This window comes from Jiangella anatolica, from assembly GCF_003236295.1.
Lineage (GTDB): Bacteria > Actinomycetota > Actinomycetes > Jiangellales > Jiangellaceae > Jiangella > Jiangella anatolica.
The window spans coordinates 55,585-76,720 of sequence record NZ_POTW01000020.1 but is presented as its reverse complement, the minus strand read 5'-3'; the positions used below and the strand labels follow the sequence as shown (position 1 = coordinate 76,720).

General features: G+C 68.7%; 16 protein-coding genes and 1 tRNA gene. 2 read left to right on the top strand and 15 right to left on the bottom strand.

Annotation, left to right across the window (positions count from 1 at the left end):
- Nucleotides 1–37: 37 nt before the first annotated feature.
- Nucleotides 38–631, bottom strand: a complete 594-nt coding sequence (locus C1I92_RS10820) for an HD domain-containing protein (RefSeq protein ID WP_111254671.1) — start codon at nt 629–631, stop codon at nt 38–40.
- A 429-nt stretch (nt 632–1,060) separates the two neighbouring features.
- Between C1I92_RS10820 and C1I92_RS10815 the strand changes: the two genes are divergently transcribed.
- A complete protein-coding gene (locus C1I92_RS10815) occupies nt 1,061–1,915 on the top strand; it encodes a restriction endonuclease (protein WP_199521127.1) in 855 nt (284 codons plus the stop codon).
- Nucleotides 1,916–2,058: 143 nt separating this feature from the next.
- Here C1I92_RS10815 and C1I92_RS10810 read toward each other — a convergent pair whose 3' ends face one another.
- From C1I92_RS10810 to galU, 13 genes are all read right to left on the bottom strand, one after another.
- Nucleotides 2,059–2,796 (bottom strand): phospholipase D-like domain-containing protein, encoded by a 738-nt coding sequence (locus C1I92_RS10810; protein ID WP_111254669.1) that lies wholly within the window; start codon nt 2,794–2,796, stop codon nt 2,059–2,061.
- 3 nt (nt 2,797–2,799) lie between these two features.
- The gene (locus C1I92_RS10805; RefSeq protein WP_146605096.1) at nt 2,800–4,503 is read right to left on the bottom strand and encodes a DUF8724 domain-containing protein; all 1,704 of its coding nucleotides are present in this window, start codon (nt 4,501–4,503) and stop codon (nt 2,800–2,802) included.
- The gene (locus C1I92_RS10800) at nt 4,500–7,589 is read right to left on the bottom strand and encodes a helicase-related protein (RefSeq protein WP_199521126.1); all 3,090 of its coding nucleotides are present in this window, start codon (nt 7,587–7,589) and stop codon (nt 4,500–4,502) included. Before C1I92_RS10800 ends, C1I92_RS10805 begins: the two co-directional genes overlap by 4 nt.
- The gene (locus C1I92_RS10795; RefSeq protein ID WP_111254667.1) at nt 7,586–9,895 is read right to left on the bottom strand and encodes a DISARM anti-phage system protein DrmE domain-containing protein; all 2,310 of its coding nucleotides are present in this window, start codon (nt 9,893–9,895) and stop codon (nt 7,586–7,588) included. Before C1I92_RS10795 ends, C1I92_RS10800 begins: the two co-directional genes overlap by 4 nt.
- 88 nt (nt 9,896–9,983) lie before the next feature.
- Nucleotides 9,984–11,690 carry a DNA mismatch endonuclease Vsr gene (gene vsr / locus C1I92_RS10790; RefSeq protein ID WP_158564087.1) on the bottom strand — a complete coding sequence of 569 codons (1,707 nt, stop codon included), beginning with the start codon at nt 11,688–11,690 and terminating at the stop codon, nt 9,984–9,986.
- A 521-nt stretch (nt 11,691–12,211) separates the two neighbouring features.
- A tRNA-Ala gene (locus C1I92_RS10785) sits at nt 12,212–12,287 on the bottom strand.
- A gap of 53 nt (nt 12,288–12,340) precedes the next feature.
- Nucleotides 12,341–13,234, bottom strand: a complete 894-nt coding sequence (gene sepX, locus C1I92_RS10780; RefSeq protein ID WP_111254665.1) for a divisome protein SepX/GlpR — start codon at nt 13,232–13,234, stop codon at nt 12,341–12,343.
- A 93-nt stretch (nt 13,235–13,327) separates the two neighbouring features.
- A complete protein-coding gene (locus C1I92_RS10775) occupies nt 13,328–13,960 on the bottom strand; it encodes a YceI family protein (protein WP_111254664.1) in 633 nt (210 codons plus the stop codon).
- 133 nt (nt 13,961–14,093) lie between these two features.
- A complete protein-coding gene (locus tag C1I92_RS10770) occupies nt 14,094–14,711 on the bottom strand; it encodes a GNAT family N-acetyltransferase (protein ID WP_199521125.1) in 618 nt (205 codons plus the stop codon).
- A complete protein-coding gene (locus C1I92_RS10765) occupies nt 14,708–15,199 on the bottom strand; it encodes a MogA/MoaB family molybdenum cofactor biosynthesis protein (protein ID WP_111254663.1) in 492 nt (163 codons plus the stop codon). Before C1I92_RS10765 ends, C1I92_RS10770 begins: the two co-directional genes overlap by 4 nt.
- Entirely contained in the window at nt 15,196–15,669 is a 474-nt protein-coding gene (gene moaC / locus C1I92_RS10760; protein WP_233506909.1) for a cyclic pyranopterin monophosphate synthase MoaC, read from the bottom strand. The genes C1I92_RS10765 and moaC overlap by 4 nt, the downstream gene beginning before the upstream one ends.
- Complete coding sequence (glp, locus tag C1I92_RS10755; protein WP_111254661.1) at nt 15,666–16,892, bottom strand: molybdotransferase-like divisome protein Glp; 1,227 nt, start codon at nt 16,890–16,892, stop codon at nt 15,666–15,668. Before glp ends, moaC begins: the two co-directional genes overlap by 4 nt.
- Nucleotides 16,893–17,825 carry a UTP--glucose-1-phosphate uridylyltransferase GalU gene (gene galU / locus C1I92_RS10750; RefSeq protein WP_111254660.1) on the bottom strand — a complete coding sequence of 311 codons (933 nt, stop codon included), beginning with the start codon at nt 17,823–17,825 and terminating at the stop codon, nt 16,893–16,895.
- A 68-nt stretch (nt 17,826–17,893) separates the two neighbouring features.
- Here galU and C1I92_RS10745 point away from each other — a divergent pair, with 68 nt between their 5' ends.
- Nucleotides 17,894–18,502, top strand: a complete 609-nt coding sequence (locus C1I92_RS10745) for a 5-formyltetrahydrofolate cyclo-ligase (protein WP_233506907.1) — start codon at nt 17,894–17,896, stop codon at nt 18,500–18,502.
- 44 nt (nt 18,503–18,546) lie between these two features.
- On the opposite strand, the gene C1I92_RS10740 is transcribed toward C1I92_RS10745, so the two are convergent.
- Nucleotides 18,547–21,105 carry a penicillin acylase family protein gene (locus C1I92_RS10740; protein ID WP_199521124.1) on the bottom strand — a complete coding sequence of 853 codons (2,559 nt, stop codon included), beginning with the start codon at nt 21,103–21,105 and terminating at the stop codon, nt 18,547–18,549.
- Between the last annotated feature and the right edge of the window lie 31 nt (nt 21,106–21,136).

The window sequence follows — 21,136 nt, the reverse complement described above, 5'->3', positions numbered from 1 at the left end:
TTAGGGTCGCGCCCGTCGACGAGGGTCGTTCCGCGGGTCAGCTCTCCCGATCCCGCCGCCCCAAGTGCGGCACGTGCCACTCCTGTGATGTGCGGCTGAGCGCGGCGGCCGCGATCTGCTGGGCTGACGGCGTCTTGAGCGACACCAGCATGCTGTCGATGAACTGCTGCATGTTCTGGTTGCCCTGCTCGCGGTACTCAAGGGCTTGGAAGAGGCAGTCCAGCTTGTCGGCGTCGTGGGCCACGACCACCTCGATGGAGTCGCCGCCTTCGTAGTCGTCGACGATCCGCTGGATCCCATCGCGGACGGTGTCGGGAGCCTCCGCCACCTGGTCAGCAGTGACCTCCTGGTTGCTGGCCGCGTCGAGATAGCGCCGCCCCAGGTAGGGGATGTCGCCGACGCGTGTCTCCTGCGTGTCGTGGAGGACGGCCAACAACGCCACTCTTGCGGGGTCGGCGCCTTCCATCAGAGCGAGCACGGAGCCAATAACTGCCGTGCGATGCGAATGTTCGGCGATGCTCTCGGGGTCCTTGACGCCGGCTATCCACCAGCCGGTTCGCTTCGCGCGCTTCAGCAGGCCGGCCTCGAAGATGTAATCGACAACGCCTACGATCTGGCGCTCGTCAGGCATCCGTGCGCCTCTCACTCATGGGTTGCTCGCGTCCCGGCGAGTGTAGGGCGGTCCCCACATTCGATGTGGCCCCTCACTATGTGGGTTCCGTAGCATCAATGACCGCCGCCACTCACGCCCGGCAGCGCCGACGGTGTATGTGTTGGCGACCGCCGTGACCCGAAGGTGGAACCGATCGATGGCCAGCCGGTCATGCCGTTCCCACCTGGTCAGCGTCGGGGTTCCAGCGGCTGCATTGAGGAAAGTGGGCAAGCTGACCCTGCGACCAGCCACGTTCCGTGCGTAGGCCGTGTACGACCCATCCTACGGCCGCGACTTCCATCAGGCTCACAGGATATCTGCACGTCGTTCAGTGGCGAGTCTGTCGGCGCTCGCGTCGCGGGCGCATGCCTGCCTGATGTGTCCTGGGCTTCCGGCATGCTGGGCGTTATGTCCATGCACGAGGTCCCGCAGTATCAGTACCTTCTCTGGCCAACCGTCATCGCGCTCCGCGACCTCGGCGGGTCCGGCTCGATCGAGGAGATCGTCGAGAAGGTGCTCGAGCAGGGCGACTACTCCGAAGAGCAGCAGAGCGTGTTGCACAAGGATGGGCCGAACACAGAGATCGAATACCGGCTGGCGTGGGCACGAACGTACCTCAAGGGCATGGGCCTGGCGAACAACAGTCAGCGTGGGGTATGGAGCCTGACGGACGAGGGCCGAAGCGTAACCGAGTCCGGCCTCGAGCCCAGGCGCCAGCAGTACCTCGCCAGCCTGCGCGAGCGCCGTAAAGCGAGTTCCGAAGACGCGAGCGATGCCGACGGGTCCGAGCCCGACGAGCTGACCTGGCAGGAACGCTTGCTCGACGTACTCATGAAAATGTCGCCCGGCGCATTCGAACGCCTCGCCCAACGGCTCCTTCGAGAAGCCGGCTTCGTTTCTGCGACTGTGACCGGCCGATCGGGCGACGGCGGCATCGACGGCCTCGGCGTGTACCGCATGTCGCTCGTGTCGTTCCCCGTCTTCTTCCAGTGCAAGCGATACGTCGGGAGCGTCGGCTCCGGAGCGGTGCGCGACTTTCGCGGCGCCATGGCCGGCCGCGGCGACAAGGGGTTGCTCATCACCACCGGCACGTTCACGGCGGACGCCAAGGCGGAAGCGACCCGTGACGGAGCGCCGCCGTTGGACCTTATCGACGGAGGCCGGCTGTGCGAGTTGTTGAAGCAGTACGACCTCGGCATCCGGACAACGACACGTATCGTCGAGGACATCGAGATCATCTCGGACTTCTTCGACGACTTCTGAAGCTCGCCGGCACCTTAGAACGACCAACGTCAGCCCTCAACCGGCAGCGAACAGTCCTCCACGAAGCCGCCGAAGTAGCATTGCTGAAGTTGAACGCCCACCCCCTCACGGCCGTGGCGGGCGGTAGACGCCTAGCGAATGCCTCAGCACTGACGGTACATATGCAGAATCTGTTCGACGATGGCGACTCTTTCGCCCCTGACGAGAACGCCAAGCTCAAGGTTGCGGCCTCCGATGCCAGCGCCAGTGACGTTGGCACTACCGATGTACCCTGCCGTCGAGTCCGCAGTAAGCACTTTCAGGTGCGCCCACGGCGCGTCGGCACGGAGAGTCGCGACCGAGTAGTGGTCCGGGCTCCCATCCGCCTGGATCGTAGCGGTGAGGTCGTGGAGTGCGTCATCAGCTTGCGTCGATCGCGTCGGGAGGAGGATCTCCAGGCGGACACCGCGCGATGTCGCGGCGGCCAACGCGTCGCCCATGAAGGAGAGACCTCTGCGGTCGATGAACGGAGCTGCGAGACAGAGACGCTGCGTCGCGCCCACGACGAGTTGGACCAACGTCTCGCCGGTGGTGTGACGAAGTCCGGCCGGTAGCGATGCCCCGGATGGCAAACTCGCGACGAGGTCCCAGGGCTCGGTGAGGACGAGGGATCGCCGGCCGAGGACCCAGGCGGCGGCCTCTTGGCAGAGCGTGGGGATGCCGTCCCCCATGCCACGGAGGCGGTTACGGAGCACGTGGACCAGGTCGGGCTCAAGGCCAGCACGGATGGCTGCAGAACGATCGGGGCGCTCAGCCATGAGGAGACGAGCCAATTCGACTGCCGCTGCCCTGGGGTCGTCGCAGCCGACGAGCACACCGCCGACGAGTTCAGCGTCGTCCATACTCTAGGACGCTCCGAGGAGGAAGCCGTGCGGGCTGAACAGCTCGGACCGGTCGAGGAACCGGTTGAACCACCGGCACGATGGCTCGCCGAGGTGGAGACATGCCATGCATGCCCCGCCGCCGCTACGACATCCAGGATCGAGCGCGCAGCGCGACTCGCCGTCGACGAGGTCGTCGAGGAAGCGATGCAGGGATGTCTCGAACACGGCTTGGAGACCGCCGAGCACGAAGTCGCCTCGACTGGCTGCGTAGATCACGAACGCGAGGTGATGCGGCACGAGGTATTCGGCGAGTCCATCGCGCTCGATGCCGGCGAAAGCGGCGAGTCGCCGAATGGCACGGTGCGCATACGAGTGCACGAGGCGGATCAGGTCTCCACCCAATGGGTGGTACTGCTCCTGGGTCGGATACGGCAGTTCCACACTCTGCAGAAGTCCGATGCGCGCGGCGCGAGCATCCGCGACCTCCGGCAGTGCATGCCCCCGTGCAGCGAGATGCCGGTATACGTGGGTCGGGTCGAGACGGAAGAGCAGCGCCTCGGTCCGCGACAGCGAGCCGTACGCTCGAATCTGCCCGCGATCGCGAAAGGGAACGAGTCGCGCGGCGCCGGGAGCAAGGTCGCCCCGGCTGTAACCGAAGGACAAGGTCGCGACCGGGAAATTGGCGAGAAGGTCGACGCCCTCCAGGTGCGCAGCCCGCATCGCATCGCCGTACGCGCCCTCATAAAGGGTCCGCAGCGGTGGCGTCGTCCCCGCAACCATGTCGCTGACACGCGTCCTCCCACCGTGGACCGCCGACGCGAGGCTCAGAGCCTCCTCATGGGCTGCGTCGCGAACGGCTGCGCTGAGGCCGAGGTCGACGTCGCCATGTCCAGCTTCGGCTTCGCCACGCTCGACTGCTGCCTGTGCGAACTGCTGCGCGGTCTCTTCGGAGAGTCCGGCCTGGCGAAAAGTCTCGATGAGCCCAGAGAGCGTCTGCCGTCCTTCGGTCGGGTCATCGGCGACCATGCCGTCCAAGACCCACTCAAGCGCACGAGCGCCGCCCCCGCCCGCCCGGAGTCGTGCCGCTTCGGCGGGATCCGGCGGGTTCACGAGCACCGCGAAGTGCGGCGAGAAGACGACAGCCGCTCGGTGCACGGTGATCGACATACCACCGTCACCACAGTTGCACGGCTGGAACGGGAAGCCACCCGGTGTCAGCGGCCGCCGACACTGCGGGCAGAAGATGCGCAGTTCCCTAGCCGTCGCAGTGCCGGGGAGACGAACGGCGACGGCGTTGTGGACGTTGCAGCGCGGGAGCCGCGGCTCACCAGACGCGCCGCACGTGTGGTAGGTGACGAACTGCATCTGCGCTCGCGAGCTGCCGCCGCATCGACAGCGCTCGCCCCTCGCACCGGCGATGCTGCCGCAGGTCTTGCAGCGCCACTGCTGAGGAAAGGGCTCAACGAACACACCCCGAGTCATGTTGAGTGCGACGACTTCGACGTTGGCGTGGGCGTGTAGGAGGCGCTCGAGACCGTCGTCGTTGCCCGTAGCAGCCCATGGTGCGATGGCACGTAGGAGTGCCGTCCGCACGGCAGCCTGGTCCAGTGCTATTGGCACGGGATCGACCCACTGTGCGACCTTCCAGATCCGGCCGTCCAGGTCGGCGGTCTGTCCGGGCAGGAGCCCGAAGAGGATCTGTGAAGCACCACGTTCGACCCTCACGGCCGGCCTCCCCTGGAAAAGACGGGCGCCTGCGCCTCGACATCGCGCAGTGAACGCATGGGCTCTCCGGTCGAGAAGAGTTGTTTGACCCATTCCGCGCTGGACGCTGGGTCGTTGAGCGCGCGGTAGAACTCACGGAGGTAGGCCTCGAGGTCACGGCGCAAGTTCTCGTCGAGCGGGCCATCGAAGTTCAGCATGTCGACCAGCGCCTGCAGCTCCGCCGCCTCGAGGACCGGCAGCCGGTTGAACGCACTCCGCACGGGTCCAGGTTTGGTGAGCTGTCGGAGTCCGGCAGCGATGGCCGCTGGTTCGTGGATGCCGTAGAGACGGGCTTGGACCAACCCGGCGAAGGTCAGCTCGAGGACGCGCCGGCTCTTCGCCGTGATTGGGATCGGGTCGATGAGGCGGTCGGCATGCCCGACGAAGGATGGAAATGTCCGATAGACGGCGGCGTCGCGTTCTCGCCCGATCTTGTGGAGCACGATGACCAGGCCGGGGTGGGTCCGGCCGACTCGGGACGTGGTCTGGATGAACTCCGCCGTCGCGAGCGGGAGTCCGAGCATCACCATCACGTTCAACCGATTCACGTCGACGCCGTGTGAGAGCATCGACGACGCCGCGACGAGATGAACTCGGTCGTAGAAGTCGGGCTCTGGGTCCACGAGGCGAGCAAGCGTGTCGCGCACCTCGTCGAGCGGTGTGCGGCCGGTGAGCGTGGCTGCGTTGACGGGGCGATCGAGCTGGATCTGTGTGTCGAACGAACGGGCGACGGCCTCGACATCCTTGAGGTTCGACCCATAGACGACGTCAACGCCGTAGTTGTCGACGAGGAGCGGAATGGCGGCTACGTCGACGCCGATCTCTGCGGCGACGCTCGCCGGGTCCTCGACGGCGCGGCGAGTCACGCGCTGTAGCGACTCCGTGAGCTGATCGGTGGCGTATTCGAGCGTGACACCACGAGGGGCGAGACCCGCGAACCGACGGGCTAGGGTCTCGGTCGCACGCGACCAGAAGGACCAGCCGGCCCGTGCTCCCGGTCGCGGGAAGGTGCGTCCCGTCTTGCGGTATAGCGCACGCACCTGCTCGTCGTGACCGGCGAGCGTTGCGGACGAGGCGATCACCTTCGGTGTCGAACCGTAGTGCTGCTGAAGCGCATCGAGCAATGCCTCGTAGTGCGAGTCGACGGCGCCCAAGCTGTCACGCAGCAGGTGTAGCTCATCCTGCATGCGCACAGTCGGCGCATAGAGGTCGGCCGCCTGCGTGAGCGGTCCCGACTGTGCCTGGCACCCGGGAAAGAGACAGCCTCCAGGCGATCCACTGCGTGGCGCATAGGTGAATCCGTGTCCTTGCACGGGACAGCGACCGGATGGCGCGCCATAGAAGCCCCGCATCGCTGCCTGCATCGCGATGTTCGCTGCCTTGTCGAGAGTGCCGAGGACGACGGTAGGCAGCGAACGGAAGATCTCCTCGTCGACGACCCGGAAAGGCAGTGGCCGAGCGCCCCACGGACAGCGCTCCGCGCCACAGACATGATCGAGCGTCCAACGTCCGGTGTCGAACGCCATATGGAGGCCCTCAGACCCGCAGAAGGGACACCGCAGCAGGACCTGATGTCGAGCGGGCATGTCGGGATCTGTCGGGTCAGGATCGCCAGCAGATCGGTTACTCGCCCTGATTCGGTTCGGGGTCCCGGGCTTGCCGACGAGGAACCCGAGTGCGAACTCACGGCCCGCGATCCGTTCGCGCAGGCGCACGAGCTCAGCGGCGGCGATGACGTCAGCGAAGCGCTGCGTCTGTTGGAGCGAGAGCATCCGGAGCGGGAAGCGGCCCCAGGAGGTGATGCCCTCGCGCTTGCCGCGCAGGCGGTCGTAGAAGGCAGTGGTGACGACGTAGAGGAGATAGGTCTCGGTCTTGCCGCCACCGGTCGCGAACCACAGCGTGTCGACGACCGAGCGGTCGCCGTCGTGACGGTCGTCGACTATCGACGTGGCATTGGCCAGCATGAATCCGAGCTGGAAGGGACGCCACGTGGTGTGGCGGATGACCGGCGAGTCTGCAAAGGACTGGTTGGCGAGCATGAAGCTCCGTCGCAGGTCGTCATCGCGCTCGAGTAGTGCGAGGCCGGCCCGCAACCGCTCCAGTTCTTCTGTGAAGAGTCCCGCTTCGGTGTCGGCTTCGTCACGCATGCCAGCATCCCAGTCTTCGTCGATGGCGCGCTGGGTGAGCACGGCAGGAGCCCAGTGCACGTTGGCCCATCGTTCGCATGCTGCGACGAGATCGCGCAGCGGAGGCAGCGGCTCAGCGGCCAGGGTTGCGAAGGTGAGGTCGGGCGGTTGTCCGGCGTCGTCGTCCCAGTAAATAGGCCTGGGTTGGTCGTGGGTCGCGGCGTCCTCGGTACGGAATGTCTCGGGGCCGAGTCGCACCACGCCGCCGTTGACCCCGTACGCCGAAACGGTGCGGTCGTATCGGAACGAGTCGGGCAGGTTGTCGAGCGTGAACGGAGCGGTAGGTCCGCTGTCGACCTCGAGCACGGCCTCATAGACCTTGGTGTCCCAACCCGGGATCTCCTCGGGCGAGACGTTGACGAGGGTCACGACCAGTTCAGGGCCGTCCTTGCCCATCTCCAGCTCGGCCTGGAACTCACAGGCCATGCCGTCGGCGCCCACGGCCCGCAGGGCGGCTGCGAAGTCGTCGCGTCCGGCGCTGGTCGCCGATTCGCCGAGACGCGCGGGTGTCGGAAGGTCGGCCCGTACCTCGATTGGGTCACTCTTGCGCCATCGCGGAGCGTCCGGCGCGTCGCCGCCGTCGAACTCGCTCCACACGACCAGGCGGCCGGCGCATGTGACGGTGCGGCCGTCAACCTCGGTTGGCCGAACCCGAACACCGACCTCGCACGGCTCCAGGCGTTCGCTGCGCTCACCCAGGCGACTGTTCTGCACCACGATCTCCGGTGCGAGACGTCCGAGCCAGAGCCGGCCCTTCGGCGCAACGGACAGCGTCTGCATATGGTCGCCGCGGCCCTCTGCGACGACAGAGTCGAGCATCCACGAGAGGAACCGAGTGGCCTCGAGATCGGTCAGGTTCACGTATCCTCCAACGTGCCGAGGAGCGTCATTGGGACAAGATGGTCGCACGGAACGACGGACAGTACCGTCGCCTCGACCACGGCCTCACGCAGATCTGCGACGGTGAGACCTGTTTCGTCGTCGATCCGATCGTCGTTGGCGACCACGGTCGAGTCACGAGCAGCAGCGGCAAGCGCACGTCCCGAGGCCCGACGGAATCCACGCCGGCGCTTGACGCCAGCAAATAGCTCCTGCAGACGAACGTCCGACAGGCCAAGACCAAGAGCGGCATTCAGCCGTTCGAGGTCGTCGAAGTGCTGCGGCGCCATCGTGCCCTCGGTGACCCAGGAGCGCACGGCTTGCATTGATTTCTCGCAACCGAGGTCGACCAATGCGCGGTGAAGGGCTGTCAAGGTCAGCCCGCATTCGGCCCACCGGGAGCGCACCTGGCGCTGATAGTCGTCTAGCAGAAAGCGAGCAGCGATCAGATCAGGCCGGTGGCCGAGACGCTCCTCGAGCGCCTCGATGAGACCGACGCGACCTTGGCGTCGGCCGATCAGGAGGACGGCGCCGGGTTCGAGCAGCTCCGGACCTCGCTCTTCGATCCTCAGCCCGTCGCGCACGTCGACCGGGCGCCCAACCTCCAGGAAGAGGCGGCCTCGGTCCGTGACGACCTCGATGGCCGCCATGGACGCAGACCAGTCGCCAAGGCCGGACTCTCGAGCGAGGCCGCGGGTCGGGCCCTCGCCACCGACGTCCAGCGGGTCGAGGTCGAACAAGCTCGAGAGTGGGTCGAACGGATCGGGTTGGCGGACGTACTCGGCGCCGTCAGCCAAGACGACCGAGCCACGGAGACGGTGGGAGCCGTTGGCCGCATCGGGAGGCGGAGGGATGTGGACGATGGCGCGCCAGGTCCGGTCGCGGACCTCCGTGCTGCCCCAATGATCGCGAGCGCTGCGCGTCGCCTCGACGAGTTGCGCACACCCCTTCGCGGAGTCCTCGCCCAGTGTGAACACGTCCACGGCGGGGGCGAGGCCGGAGAGCAGCCGGTGCCAGTCCCACGGCGAAGGCTCTCCCACAACGACAGCTCGGGACCAAGTGCCTTGGCGATGGAGGCCACCGATGTGGCGGACGGTCAGGCTGCCGGCAAGATCGCCGGTCGGTGGATAGTCAAGGCTCTGAAGCAGAGCCTTGGCTGCAGTTCGAGTCCTGGTGACGACCAATCCTTCAGTTCGCGAATCGAAGACCCGACGGACCATCTCCTCGAATGGATTCCCAAGCTCGAGGGCGGCGCGCAGATCGGCGATGTCGCTGGCGAGGATGGAGGCGATCTCGGCTCGCTCTTCGTCGAGAGTGGTTGCCCATGCCGTCAGCTCCGCAGCGAAAGTGCTCGTGGCACGCGCTGCGATCGGGGGCAGACCAGCAAACGAGTCGAACAAAGACGGACGACAAGGGAGTGAGGCGAGCGTGGTCAGGTGATGCCAGGCGACGGAGAGGCCACGCTCGAGGTTGCGACTCGCCCCTCTGGGCGACATCGAGCGCAGCAGCCGCAGGTCTTCACGAGCTCGTGAGATAGCAGCCTCCGCCTGCCGGTGGCGTGCGATCTCGAGCCGAACGTCGACGCCGCCGACAAGTGTCTTGAGGCGATCGGATGCCACCGAGAATGGCACGGTATGGCTGGCGCGCTCCTCGACTGCGGGGCTGCCGGCAAGATCTGCCTCGGACCAGCCCCAGATTGCTCGGCCAGCTTCCTCGGCACGCCGCAGCAACGGGTCGGTGGGATCGGCAACGACCTCGATGGACGCTTGCATGGTGTCGAGTCGAACGGGACCGGCGAGGCGGTCGACAATCAGATGCTCCACGTTCCAACCTCTGCACGCCTGCCCGACGATCACACCTTGCAGTCGGCGCCCGCCGCCGGGGCTCTCACCCTCCGGGCCAGCGCGGTGGCAGGGAAACACACTCGCGATGGGAGGACGGTCGCCCGTGGTGGCAATCCGGAGGCCGTTCCAGGTGCGCGCCGCCATCGACGTGTCGGCGGTGACGATCCCCACCGACGAGCTGCTGTTGCCCTCGACGAACTGGCGCAGCAGGAGCTGCGCTGCCAACAACACCGCGACCTGACCTGCAGGAGCCGGGTAGACGATGGTGAGGTCTTCGCGCCGGGTGTTGGCCATGTCGATGAGTACGAGGGCGACCTCATCGACCCAGCAGAGGTCGACCCACTTCGGCCCACGCCCGTCATCGAGCACGAGTCGCCGCTCCCGTGCGATGCGGACCAGTGTGGTGTCATCCAGCTCCAGGAGAGCGGTGTCCCAGCTATTCATGCGACTAGGACCCACTCAGAGGTCGAGAGATGACCGCCAAGATGCATCACACCACCATGATGATCCAGGGGTATGACACTTGTGCGGACTAGTCGGTCTCCTGGCCGTTGGCAGCGGCTTTGCCACGGATCGCGAGAATCTCGCGATGGACCTCGTCTGCAGCGGCTGTCGCGTCGTGATGCTCCCAGAACCGGAGAACCCGCCAACCCTCGGATCTGAGTGCCTCATTCGTCGCACGGTCACGAGCCTTGTTTGCTTCGAGCTTCTCTATCCACCACTGACGGTTCTGCTTGGGGATCGTTCCGTGGATCGGACAGCCGTGCCAGAAGCAGCCGTCGACGTATATGGCAACGCGCTCGGTGGGGAAGACGATGTCAGTCTTGCGCCGACCGCCGTTGATCTTGCAGTCGACCTCGAAGCGCAGGTTCTTCGCGACAAGGGCAGAGCGCAGGGCCAACTCAGGCTTGGTATCGCGACGCTTTGTCGTCTTCATACGTCGCCGGATGACCTCACTCGATGCAGGAGGCATCCTGTCCCGGCGAGTGGCGGCGGTCAGCGTGGCCCCCTCATCCGCCTCGTCGACGGTAGTGCCGAGGGCGTCGAGCAGGGGCTCGACCAGGTGGACTGCGAGCAGCGGTGGCACGGCGTTCCCGATCACCATGGCCCAGGCGCCGCGGCCCTTCTCCTCGTCCATGTCGTAGAAGTCGGGCAGCGTCTGGAGCCGGGCCGCCTCGTGCGGCGTGAGCGTGCGCGGGAGGCTCGGGTGCACGAAGCGACCCTGTCCCATTGAGCCGAAGCCAGTGGTGATCGTCTGCGCCGGTTGGTCCCAGCTCAGGCGACCGTACATCGAGACATAGGTGTGCTTCTTGTCGCGGTGGCACTTGGGCCGCATCGCGTTGGGCAGATCAGTGCGTCCAGGAGCGGCATGCAGCCACTCCATGCGGATCTTGTTCTCGGGCGAGGCCTTCGACGGCGAGTCGGGTCCGCTCGCCGCGAGCACGTCCACGAGATCCGAGATCGCCCAGCGAACGGTCCGCTCATCGTGGTCGCGGCACGGTGATTGCGACTCGAGGACTTGCTCGGGATCGAGGTGCTGCCCGCGGACCGCGACAAGAATGTGCCGGCGCCTGCGTTGCGGAACGCCGAACTCCACGAGGTCGAGGACGCCATGAGCGACCGAATACCCGCTGCCCTCCAGACCAAGATGCGCGACGGCCTTACCAACAACGTCACCCTTGTCGTGTTGAACTGCCGGGACATTCTCGATGATCGCGAACTTCGGTTGGAGGACCTGGACAGCACGGATGGCCCGGAGATACAGCGCGTTGCGAGGGTCCTCGCGACGCGTACTGTTGTTGAGGTTGGAATGCCCCTGACATGGCGGACCGGCCACGAGAACGTCGACCTGGAGGACCTTCGCTTGGAGCGCCCGCTCAGACTTGGTGGGGGGTGAGCCGAGGCGCCCATCAAACAACCTGGCGATGTTGCAGCGGCGGACGTACGCCTGGGGGAAATTCAGAGCGTAGAGATCGGCGGCTGACCGATCGATTTCGACCGCGAGTGCTATCGCGGTGCCTCGACCAGCTCGCCGGGCCGCCTCGGCGACGCCTAGGCTGAGCCCGCCGCCGCCGCAGAACAGATCGACGACATGGATCGGGTCGTCCAGCGACTCGTAGTCGGGCCTTGACGTCGTCCGAAGGAACGCCTGGTCGATGTCACACGTCGTGCAGCCGGTGGCGGTGGAGGATGCTGTCGGCGCCAGACGCGCTGATGGGGCAAGGTCAGCTGTGCGCATGGCGCTCACCGAATTGGTGGGTACCACTTGGGTGTCGCAACAAGCCATGCCGACGGCAGGGAGTGCCGGCGGCCAGCAGGGAGCTGGTCGCTGTGACGTGGGACGACGCCAGTTTCTCGCTCATGAAGGTGTGGCTGGGCACGGCAAATCCTACGACAACGACGACACGCGATGCACGAGCTCGCACCACGGATGCGCCTATTCGTGCTGCACATCGGCGGAGGACGACGAGGCGGCTGCAAGCCGCTACGCGACGAAGACCCTGGGCAGCCCATACGGCTTGCGCTGCAAGGCACCAGGTCAGGCTGTATGTCGACACGATGACTCCTGGGCTCGACCAGGTCGCGGCAAATCCGTGTGAGCGGTACGTCGGCAGTCCATCAACGCAGGGGCAACGGCCTTGCCGAGCTGGCGTGGCGATCGAGGCATTGCCATTGACTTGAAGTCGCCGGCAACAGGAGGAGCAGCATCTCGTCGACGCAAGCCTCGTGAGCATCGAATGCACTCTTGACAGGAGCACATGGTGGAGCTGAGGGGACTCGAACCCCTGACCCCCTCGTTGCGAACGAGGTGCGCTACCAGCTGCGCCACAGCCCCTGGAACCCCCGCGACTTTACCATCCGGACCGGTCGGAAACCCAATCGAGGGGATCAGTCGCCGACGGCGCGGCGGTGCTCCTCGATGGTCTCCTCCGGAGTGGCGGGCTCAGCCGAGGTCGAGGGCGAGGCGGCAGCAGGCCGCTCCTCGGGAGCACGGTGGGGGAGCTCGATCGACGACGCGGGGTCGAGGCGGCCGGAGGTCCAGGCACCGGGCTGGCCGAGGTCGATCTTCCGGGCGGCGGGGCGGTTGGCCTTGGGCTTGGTGAGATAGGTCGGCAGCGGCACGGAGACCGGCGACCACTCGCCCTCGGCGGTCGCCGGCGGCTCGGCAACAATCTCGTCGGGGAGGACGAGGCGGCGCTGAGCGCCCTCTTCCGCGGCCTCGACGGGCGACGCCCATACGACGGCAGCATCGGCGGCGGTCGAACGACGGCGGGAGGCGACGGCGGCGCGGTGGGCCGCCACGCGGCGCCGGCGGGCCTGGACGACGGCGGCACGGCGAGCGAGGAACAGGAACAGCGCCAGGAGCACGCCAGGCCCGAGCGGCGCCCAACCGGGCGCACGGCCGAGCACGACGAGAGCAAGAGATCCCACGACCAACAGCAGCAGCACGCCGAGCATGCGGCGACGGCGGCGGGCGGCGAGGGCGAAGGCGTCATCAGAGACTATGGGTGCCGAGGCGGCCCGCGCCGGCCCGGCACCGGCCTCGGGCGCGCCATACCCGGGCGTCCCCGAGGCAACCGCCGAAGCGGACGGCGGCGGTAGCGTCACCGAGCCGTGAGGCGCCTGCGGCGGACCCGAACGCCGCGAAAGAACGCGGACGCCGCGCTCCTGATCGACCTCGCGGGCGCGCTCGACCTCTTCGTTGCGACGAACCCAGCGGGGCACGAGAAAGGCGGCCCACGCTGCGACGATCGCCGCATAGATGAGACCGCTGTACCCCATGCCCCAAAACGCTACGGTGCAAGACAACTCACTCGTTGGACCTGCCCCGGTGTGTCGTCCGCAACGCACGTGACGGGTGTGACCAGAGGGACGTCAGGTCATCCTGATCGCTTGCGCCCGGATCTCCAGCTGCACCCGCTGCGACACCAGCCAGCCGCCGGCCTCGAGCGCGACGTTCCAGGTCATGCCATACGCCTCGCGGTCGATCTCACCGGTGGCGGACAGCGCCAGCCGCTCGCCGCCCCAGGGGTCGCCCTTGACGCCGTCGATGGAGACGTCCAGCTCGATCGGCCGGGTCACGCCCTTGATCGTCAGGTCGCCGACGCAGACGAACTTGCCCGAGCCGCCGCGGCGACGGCGGACCATCTGGCCGTTGACGACCGCCCACTTGGGCCCGGTCGAGCCGCCGTGGACCTGGCGGGAGATGAAGCTCATCTTCGGGAACGTCTCGACGTCGAGGAAGTCGGCGCTGCGTAGGTGAGCATCACGCTCGGCAGCCCCGGTGGTGATCGAGCCGGTGTCGATGACGGCGCTCGCGGACGAGTCCAGCGGGTCCTCCGCGACGTGGACCGTGCCCTCGACCTGCTCGAACCGGCCGCGCACCTGGGTGACCATCAGATGCCGGGCGACGAAGCCGGCGGTGGTGTGCGCGGGATCGATCTGGAAGACGCCCGGGGTCGGGAGCATCGCCCCGTTCCACAGCCGCACGCCGGCAGAGTCGTTCATGCAATCCCCCGATAGCATCGACACATTCCGCAGCAATAATCGCACAGTCAAACGTGCACACACTGCAACGAATGCGGTCGAAACGGTCACTCTCCGTCAGAACCGCAGGTCAGCAGCACAAGACCAAGAGCGCTCAGGGCGCCAGACGCGACGAACGCCACCGTCGCAGGAGTCCCTCGGGGACGTCCTCGGCGGTCAGCGCGAACGATCGGTGGTCGCGCCACTCCCCGTCGATGTGCAGCAGCTTCGGCCGCAGGCCCTCCTCGCGGAAGCCCAGCTTCTCGACGACGCGCAGCGACGCGCGGTTCTCCGGCCGGATGTTGACCTCGAGCCGGTGCAGCCCGGCGACGAAGAAGCAGTAGTCCACGCCCAGCGCGACGGCGGTGGGCATGATGCCGCGGCCGGCGAGGTCGACGTCGAGCCAGTAGCCGACCGTGCCCATGCGGGCCGAGCCCCAGATGATGTTCGAGACGTTGAGCTGCCCGCACAGCCGTCCGTGGTACGTGACGGCCCACGGCAGCGACTCGTCGGCGCGGCCCTGGGCGGCGTGCAAGCGCACCATCTGCCGGAACGACATCGTGTACGGGTCGGCCGGCGGCGGGGGCGTCGCCTCCCACGGCCGCAGCCACGACTCGCTGCGCTGCCGCACCTCTGACCAGGCCCGCAGGTCTCGGGCGTGCAGCGGCCGCAGCCCGACGGGGCCCTCGTGCAGCTCGACCGGCCAGCCCAGTCGCGTCGACCGCGACCTCACGACGCACCCTCCGGACGGACGTGGTCGCCGCCGCGCAGCTGGTCGACGGCGTGCGGGAGGATCGGCGTGAGGACGGCGAGACCGTCGCGCACGCCGCCGGGCGAGCCGGGCAGGTTGACGACGAACGTCCGGCCGGCCCGTCCGGCCACGCCGCGGGAGAGCGCGGCCGTCGCCACCCCGGCGGCGACGCCGTAGGCACGGATGGCCTCGGCCACGCCCGGCACCTCGGCGTCGAGGACGCGACGGGTCAGCTCCGGCGTGTGGTCGGTCGGGCTGAGGCCGGTGCCGCCGGTGGTGACGACGACGTCGTAGCCCTCGGCGACCGCGGACCGCAGCGCCGCCTCGACCTCGTCGCCGTCGGGCACGACGACCGGCCCGGACACCTCGAACCCCACATCGGTCAGGCCGGCGACGATGAGCGGCCCGCCGCGGTCCTCGTACACCCCTGTGGCCGCCCGCGTCGACACCGTCACGACCAGCGCTCTCATGGTCGCCGCCAGGTCCCGGACTTGCCGCCGGTCTTCTCCTCGATCCGGACGTCGGAGATCACGGCGCCCTTGTCGATCGACTTCACCATGTCGACGACGGTGAGCGCGGCCGTCGCGACGGCGGTCAGCGCCTCCATCTCGACGCCGGTCCGGTCGGCCGTCCGCACCGTCGCCACGATCGACACGCAGTCGTCCTGCACCGTCAGCGAGACGTCGACGCCGTGCAGCGCGAGCGGGTGGCACAGCGGGATGAGGTCCGGCGTCTTCTTCGCGCCCATGATCCCGGCCAGCCGCGCGACGGAGAGCGCGTCGCCCTTCGGCACGTCCCCGGACCGCAGTGCCGCGACGACAGCAGAAGAGACCAGCACGCGACCCGACGCCGTCGCCGTCCGGACCGTCACGTCCTTGCCGGAGACGTCGACCATGCGCGCCGCACCCTCGGCGTCCAGATGCGTGAAACCAGAGCTCACTCGCGCCGCCGTTCCAGCATGACGGTGTCGACCACCTGCCCGGCCGCGACCTCGGTGACGTGCTCGGGGACGACGATCAGCGCGTTGGCATAGGCGAGGTCGCCCATGAGGTGCGACTGCTGCGCCCCGATCGGCCGGACCTGGTGCGTCCCGTCCTGAGCCGTCTGCACCCGGGCCCGGGCGAACTGCCGCCGGCCCTCGGGCGAGCGCAGCCGCTCCTGCAGGACGGCCTTGACGCTGGGCCGGTGCAGCCGCGGCGAGCCGAGCATCTTGCGGATCGCCGGGCGCACGAACACCTCGAACGAGACGAACGCGCTGACCGGGTTGCCGGGGAGCGCGAAGATCGGCGTGCGGTCGTCGCCGATCGTGCCGAAGCCCTGCGGCTTGCCCGGCTGCATCGCGACGCTGTCGAAGCTCACCGTGCCGATGCCGGACAGGACCTCCTTGACGATGTCGTAGGCGCCCGCGCTGACCCCGCCGGTCGTGATGACCATGTCGGCGCGGATCAGCTGGTCCTCGATCAGCCCGAGCAGCCGGTCCTTGTCGTCGGGGACCGGAGGGACGCGGTAGGCGACGGCGCCGGCCTCGCGCGCGGCAGCGGTCAGCGTGAACGAGTTGGAGTCGGAGATCTGCCCGGTGGTCAGCGGGTATCCCGGCTCGACCAGTTCGCTGCCGGTGGAGATGACGACGACGCGGGGCCGCGGCCGGACGACGACGCGGTCGCGGCCGACGGCGGCCAGCAGGCCGATCTGCGCCGCGCCGAGATACGTCCCGGCGCCGAGCACGACGTCGCCCTCGCCGACGTCGCCGCCGGCCCGCCGGATGTGCGCGCCGGGCTTGGCCGGCGCCGTGATGCGGACCCGCGCGGTGCCGCCGTCGGTGTCCTCGACCGGCACGATCGCGTCGGCGCCGGACGGCACCGGTGCGCCGGTCATGATCCGCGCGGACAGCCCGGGGCCGATCGCGTTCACCCGCGTGTCACCGGCGGGGATGTCGGCGACGACGGGCAGCACGACCGGCTCGTCGGCGGTCGCCGCGGCGACGTCCTCGGCCCGGACCGCGTAGCCGTCCATCGCGGTGTTGTCGAACTGTGGCAGCGACCACGGCGCGATCACGTCCTCGGTGAGGACGCAGCCGTGGGCGTCGAGCAGCTGGAAGTCCAGCTCGCTCAGCGGCCGGACCGCAGCGAGGATGTCCGAGAGATGGTCCGCGACACGCTTCACTCAGTCATCCTCGACCTCGGGCGGGAGCTGCGCAACGAACTCGCGCAGGAAGGCACGGAAGTCCTGGCCCAGATCGGAGCGCTCGCTGGCGAGGCTGACGATCGTGCGCAGGTAGTCGAGGCGGTCCCCGGTGTCGTAGCGGCGGCCGCGGAACACGACGGCATGCACGCCGCCGCCCTGCTCGGCGGGCATGCCGGCCAGCGTCTTGAGCGCGTCGGTGAGCTGGATCTCGCCGCCGCGGCCGGGCTCGGTCTCGCGCAGTACGCCGAAGACGGCGGGGTTCAGCACGTACCGGCCGATGACCGCCAGGTTGCTCGGCGCGGTGCCGGGCTCGGGCTTCTCGACCAGGTCGGTGACACGCATGACGTCGTTCTCGGCCGGCTCGACCGACGCGCAGCCGTACATGTGCGCCAGCTCCGGCGGCACCTCGATGAGCGCGATGACGCTGCCGCCGTGGCGCCGCTGCACGTCGAGCATGTGCGGCAGCAGCGGGTCGCGCGGGTCGATGAGGTCGTCGCCGAGCATGACGGCGAACGGCTCGTCGCCGACGTGCAGCGCGCCGCAGAGGACGGCGTGGCCGAGGCCGCGCGGGTCGCCCTGACGGACGTAGTGGATGTCGCCCAGGATCTGCGACTTCATGACCCGTCGCAACCGCTCCTGGTCGCCCTTCTGTTCCAAGGCGCGCTCCAGCTCCCACGCGCGGTCGAAGTGGTTCTCGATGGCGTCCTTGTTGCGCCCGGTGACCAGCAGCACGTCGGACAGCCCGGCCGCGACGGCCTCCTCGACGACGTACTGGATGGCCGGCTTGTCGACGACCGGAAGCATCTCCTTCGGCGTCGCCTTGGTGGCCGGCAGGAACCTCGTGCCGAGTCCCGCGACCGGGATGACCACCTTCGTCACCGCGCTGTCCTGTGCCGTTCGCGCTGGAGTCATGGGCGTCACCCTACAAAGACCGGCGGAGAGTCAGAAGGGGGGCGTGCGGTCGGCCGTACGGTGAGGGGGTGACGACGACGGTGCGCGAGGCGAAGCGGGCGCTGCGGGGCCGGATCCTGGCCCGCCGGGCCGAGCTCGACGCGACGGCGCTGGCGTCGGCCGCGGGCCGCTTGCGCGACGTCGTCCGGGGCCTGCCCGAGGTCGCGGCCGCCTCGACGGTCGCGGCGTACGTCGCGGTCGGCCGCGAGCCCGGCACCGGCCCGCTCGTCGAGGCGCTCAGTGACGACGGCGTCGATGTGCTGCTGCCGGTGCTGCTGCCCGGCGGCGACCTGGACTGGGCTCGTTACACGGGTCCGCAGCATCTGGTGCCGGCGGCGCGTGGGCTGCTGGAGCCCGACGGCGACCGGCTCGGCCCGGCGGCGGTGACGGCGGCGACGGTGCTGCTGGTCCCGGGCCTGGCGGTGGACCGGCACGGTCACCGGCTGGGCCGCGGCGGCGGGTCCTACGACCGGGTGCTGGCCCGGATGCTCGCGGTGTCGCCGCCGGCGTTCGCCTGCGTGCTGCTGCACGACGGCGAGGTGCTGGACATGCCGGTGCCCCGCGAGCCGCACGACGTCCCCGTCGACGCCGCCGCCACGCCGAGCGGAGCCCACCTGCTGCGCCCCGCGTCCTCATGATCATCAACCTTCTGTGTCGTCCTGACAGCACAGAAGGTTGATGATCATGGGGACTCGGACGGCTCCGGCGGCTGGAACGTGAACGTGTGCTCGCCGGCCGCGCGGACGGACTCCTCGTCCCAGCGCATCGGCAGCGTCTCGCCGTCGCGCCAGAGCTCGGTCTGGTCCCAGTAGTGGTCGTGGAATGGGTGGCCGCTGACGCCGGTGAGGTCGATCCAGCGCGACGCGTCGAGGTCGTCGAGGTCGACGATCATCCGCATCGACGGCGACCAGATCGTCTCGTAGCCCTCGGCGGCGTCCCACGCGTTGGCCAGCACGATCGACCCGCCGCCACCGACCTCGACCGGGCCGCGGTTGAACATCCACTCGACCAGCCCGATGTCCGACGTGCCGAAGGTCTGCTCTGTCAGCTCCAGCGTGTGCAGCCGGCCCCACTCCCACGTCGAGGCGTCCTTGCCCTGCTCGACCGTCATCTCGTTGCGGGCGTCGCGGACCGCCTCGACCAGGATGACGTCGCGGTTCTCGGTGACGTTCTCGCTGTCGACGTCGTCCCAGAACGGGTCGCCCGGCGTCTCCAGCAGGTCGCGCATGACCTCGAACCAGCGGCCGCCGCCGTCGGGCCACTCGTCCTCGGGCAGGTCGTCGTGGAAGGTGAGCTCGAGCAGGTTGCGCCAGACGGCGTTGAAGTACGCGGCCGCGGCGGAGTCCGCCGTCATCGACCGGTCCCAGTCGCGCAGCAGCCGCAGGCCGTCGCCGTAGTAGCCGTCCGGCGCCTCCAGCTCCAGCAGGAACGGCACCAGGATGTCGGCGGCGTCGCTGTGCGCGTCGGCCTGGATCGCGGCCATGTCCGCGACGTCGAACCGCTCGTCGTCCTCGACCGCCGCGTCGATCAGCTCGTTGATCCGGCCGGCCCGGTGACCGGGGTCGAAGTCGCCGGTGAGCAGGAACGGGTAGCGGTCGCTGGTGACCGGCTGGTTGGCGGTGACGACGTAGCCCTGCTCCGGGTTGAGGACGCTGGGCATGCTGGCGAACGGGATGTATCCGGCCCACTCGTACTCGCCGGTCCAGCCGGGCACCGGCCAGCGCCCGTCGTAGCTGGTGCGGACGGGAACCCGGCCGGGCGCCTGGTAGCCGATGTTGCCCTCGGTGTCGGCGTAGACGAGGTTCTGCGACGGCACGTCGAACAGCGCGGCGGCGGAGCGGAACGACTCCCAGTCGGTGGCCCGGTTCAGCGCGAAGATCGCGTCCGCCGTGCGGCCCGGGTCGAGCGCCGTCCAGCGCAGCGCGACCTCGTAGCCGTCCGCGTCGTCACTCTCCACCTGGGCGGCGTCGCCGACGTCCTCGATGTCGTCGTCGCGGTCGGACAGCAGCGGACCGTGTCGCGTGCGGCGCACGGTGACGGTGACGTCGTCGCCGCCGGCCACCTGGATGGTCTCCTCGTGGACGTCCATCGGCACCCACTCGTCGCCGACGCGGTAGGTGTCGCCGCGGACCTGCTCCAGATACAGGTCGGTGACGTCCGGCCCGAGGTTCGTGAACCCCCACGCGACGTCCTGGTTGTGGCCGATGATCACGCCCGGCAGCCCGGCGAACGAGTAGCCGACGACGTCGAACGGGCAGGCCGGGCCGACGTCGCGGCAGTGCAGGCCGACCTGGTACCAGATCGACGGCATCGACGGCGCCAGGTGCGGGTCGTTGGCCAGCAACGGCGCGCCGGACTCCGTCAGATCGCCGCCGACCACCCACGAGTTCGAGCCGACACCGTCACCGTCGCCGAACGTGACCGGCGCGGCGTCGAGGCCGTCGGCGGCCCGCTCGATGGCGTCGGCGGCCGCCGGGGCCAGCGGAACGGGCGCGCCGTCGGGGCCGGTCAACGCCTCGGGCAGCAGCGGCGACACGTACTCGTCGGGGACGATCGGCGGCGTGAGCGCCTCCGGCGGGTCCGGCCAGAGCTGCTCGACGCGGTCGATCGGCAGCCCGCTCGCCGCGAGCAGCGACCGGCTGATCTCGTCCTGCATGTTGCCGCGCAGGTCCCACGCCATCGCCTTGAGCCAGCTCAGCGAGTCGACCGGGGTCCAGCGGCTGGGTGCGTCGTCGCCGCCGGTCAGTCCCAGCAGCGTGTAGGCGAGGCCGCGGTCGCCGCCGTCGGTCTGGTCGAGCCAGGCGTTGACGCCGTCGGCGTAGGCGTCGAAGTAGCGGCGGCTCTCGGGGCTGAGCAGCGGCAGCTCGGCGCGGGCGACATCGGTCCAGCCGAGCGTCCGGATGAACGCGTCGGTGTCGACCTGGTCCTCGCCGAACAGCTCCGCCAGCCGGCCGGACGTGACGTGCCGGCGGAAGTCCATCTGCCAGAACCGGTCCTGCGAGTGCACGTACGCCTGCGCCCGGAACAGGTCCTCCGGCGTGTCCGCGTAGATGTGCGGGATGCCGTTCTCGTCGCGGATGACCTCGACCTCCGCCGACAGCCGCGGGATCTCGGCCGTGCCGTCGTAGTCGGGGTAGGCGCGGCGCACCGACCAGACACCGACGGAGGCGGTCACGACGAGCGCCAGCACGACCAGGCCGGCCAGGACGGCGAGTCCGGCGGCGATGCGGCGACGAGTCACCGGGACAGACTAGGCGACCGATCAGGGCAGT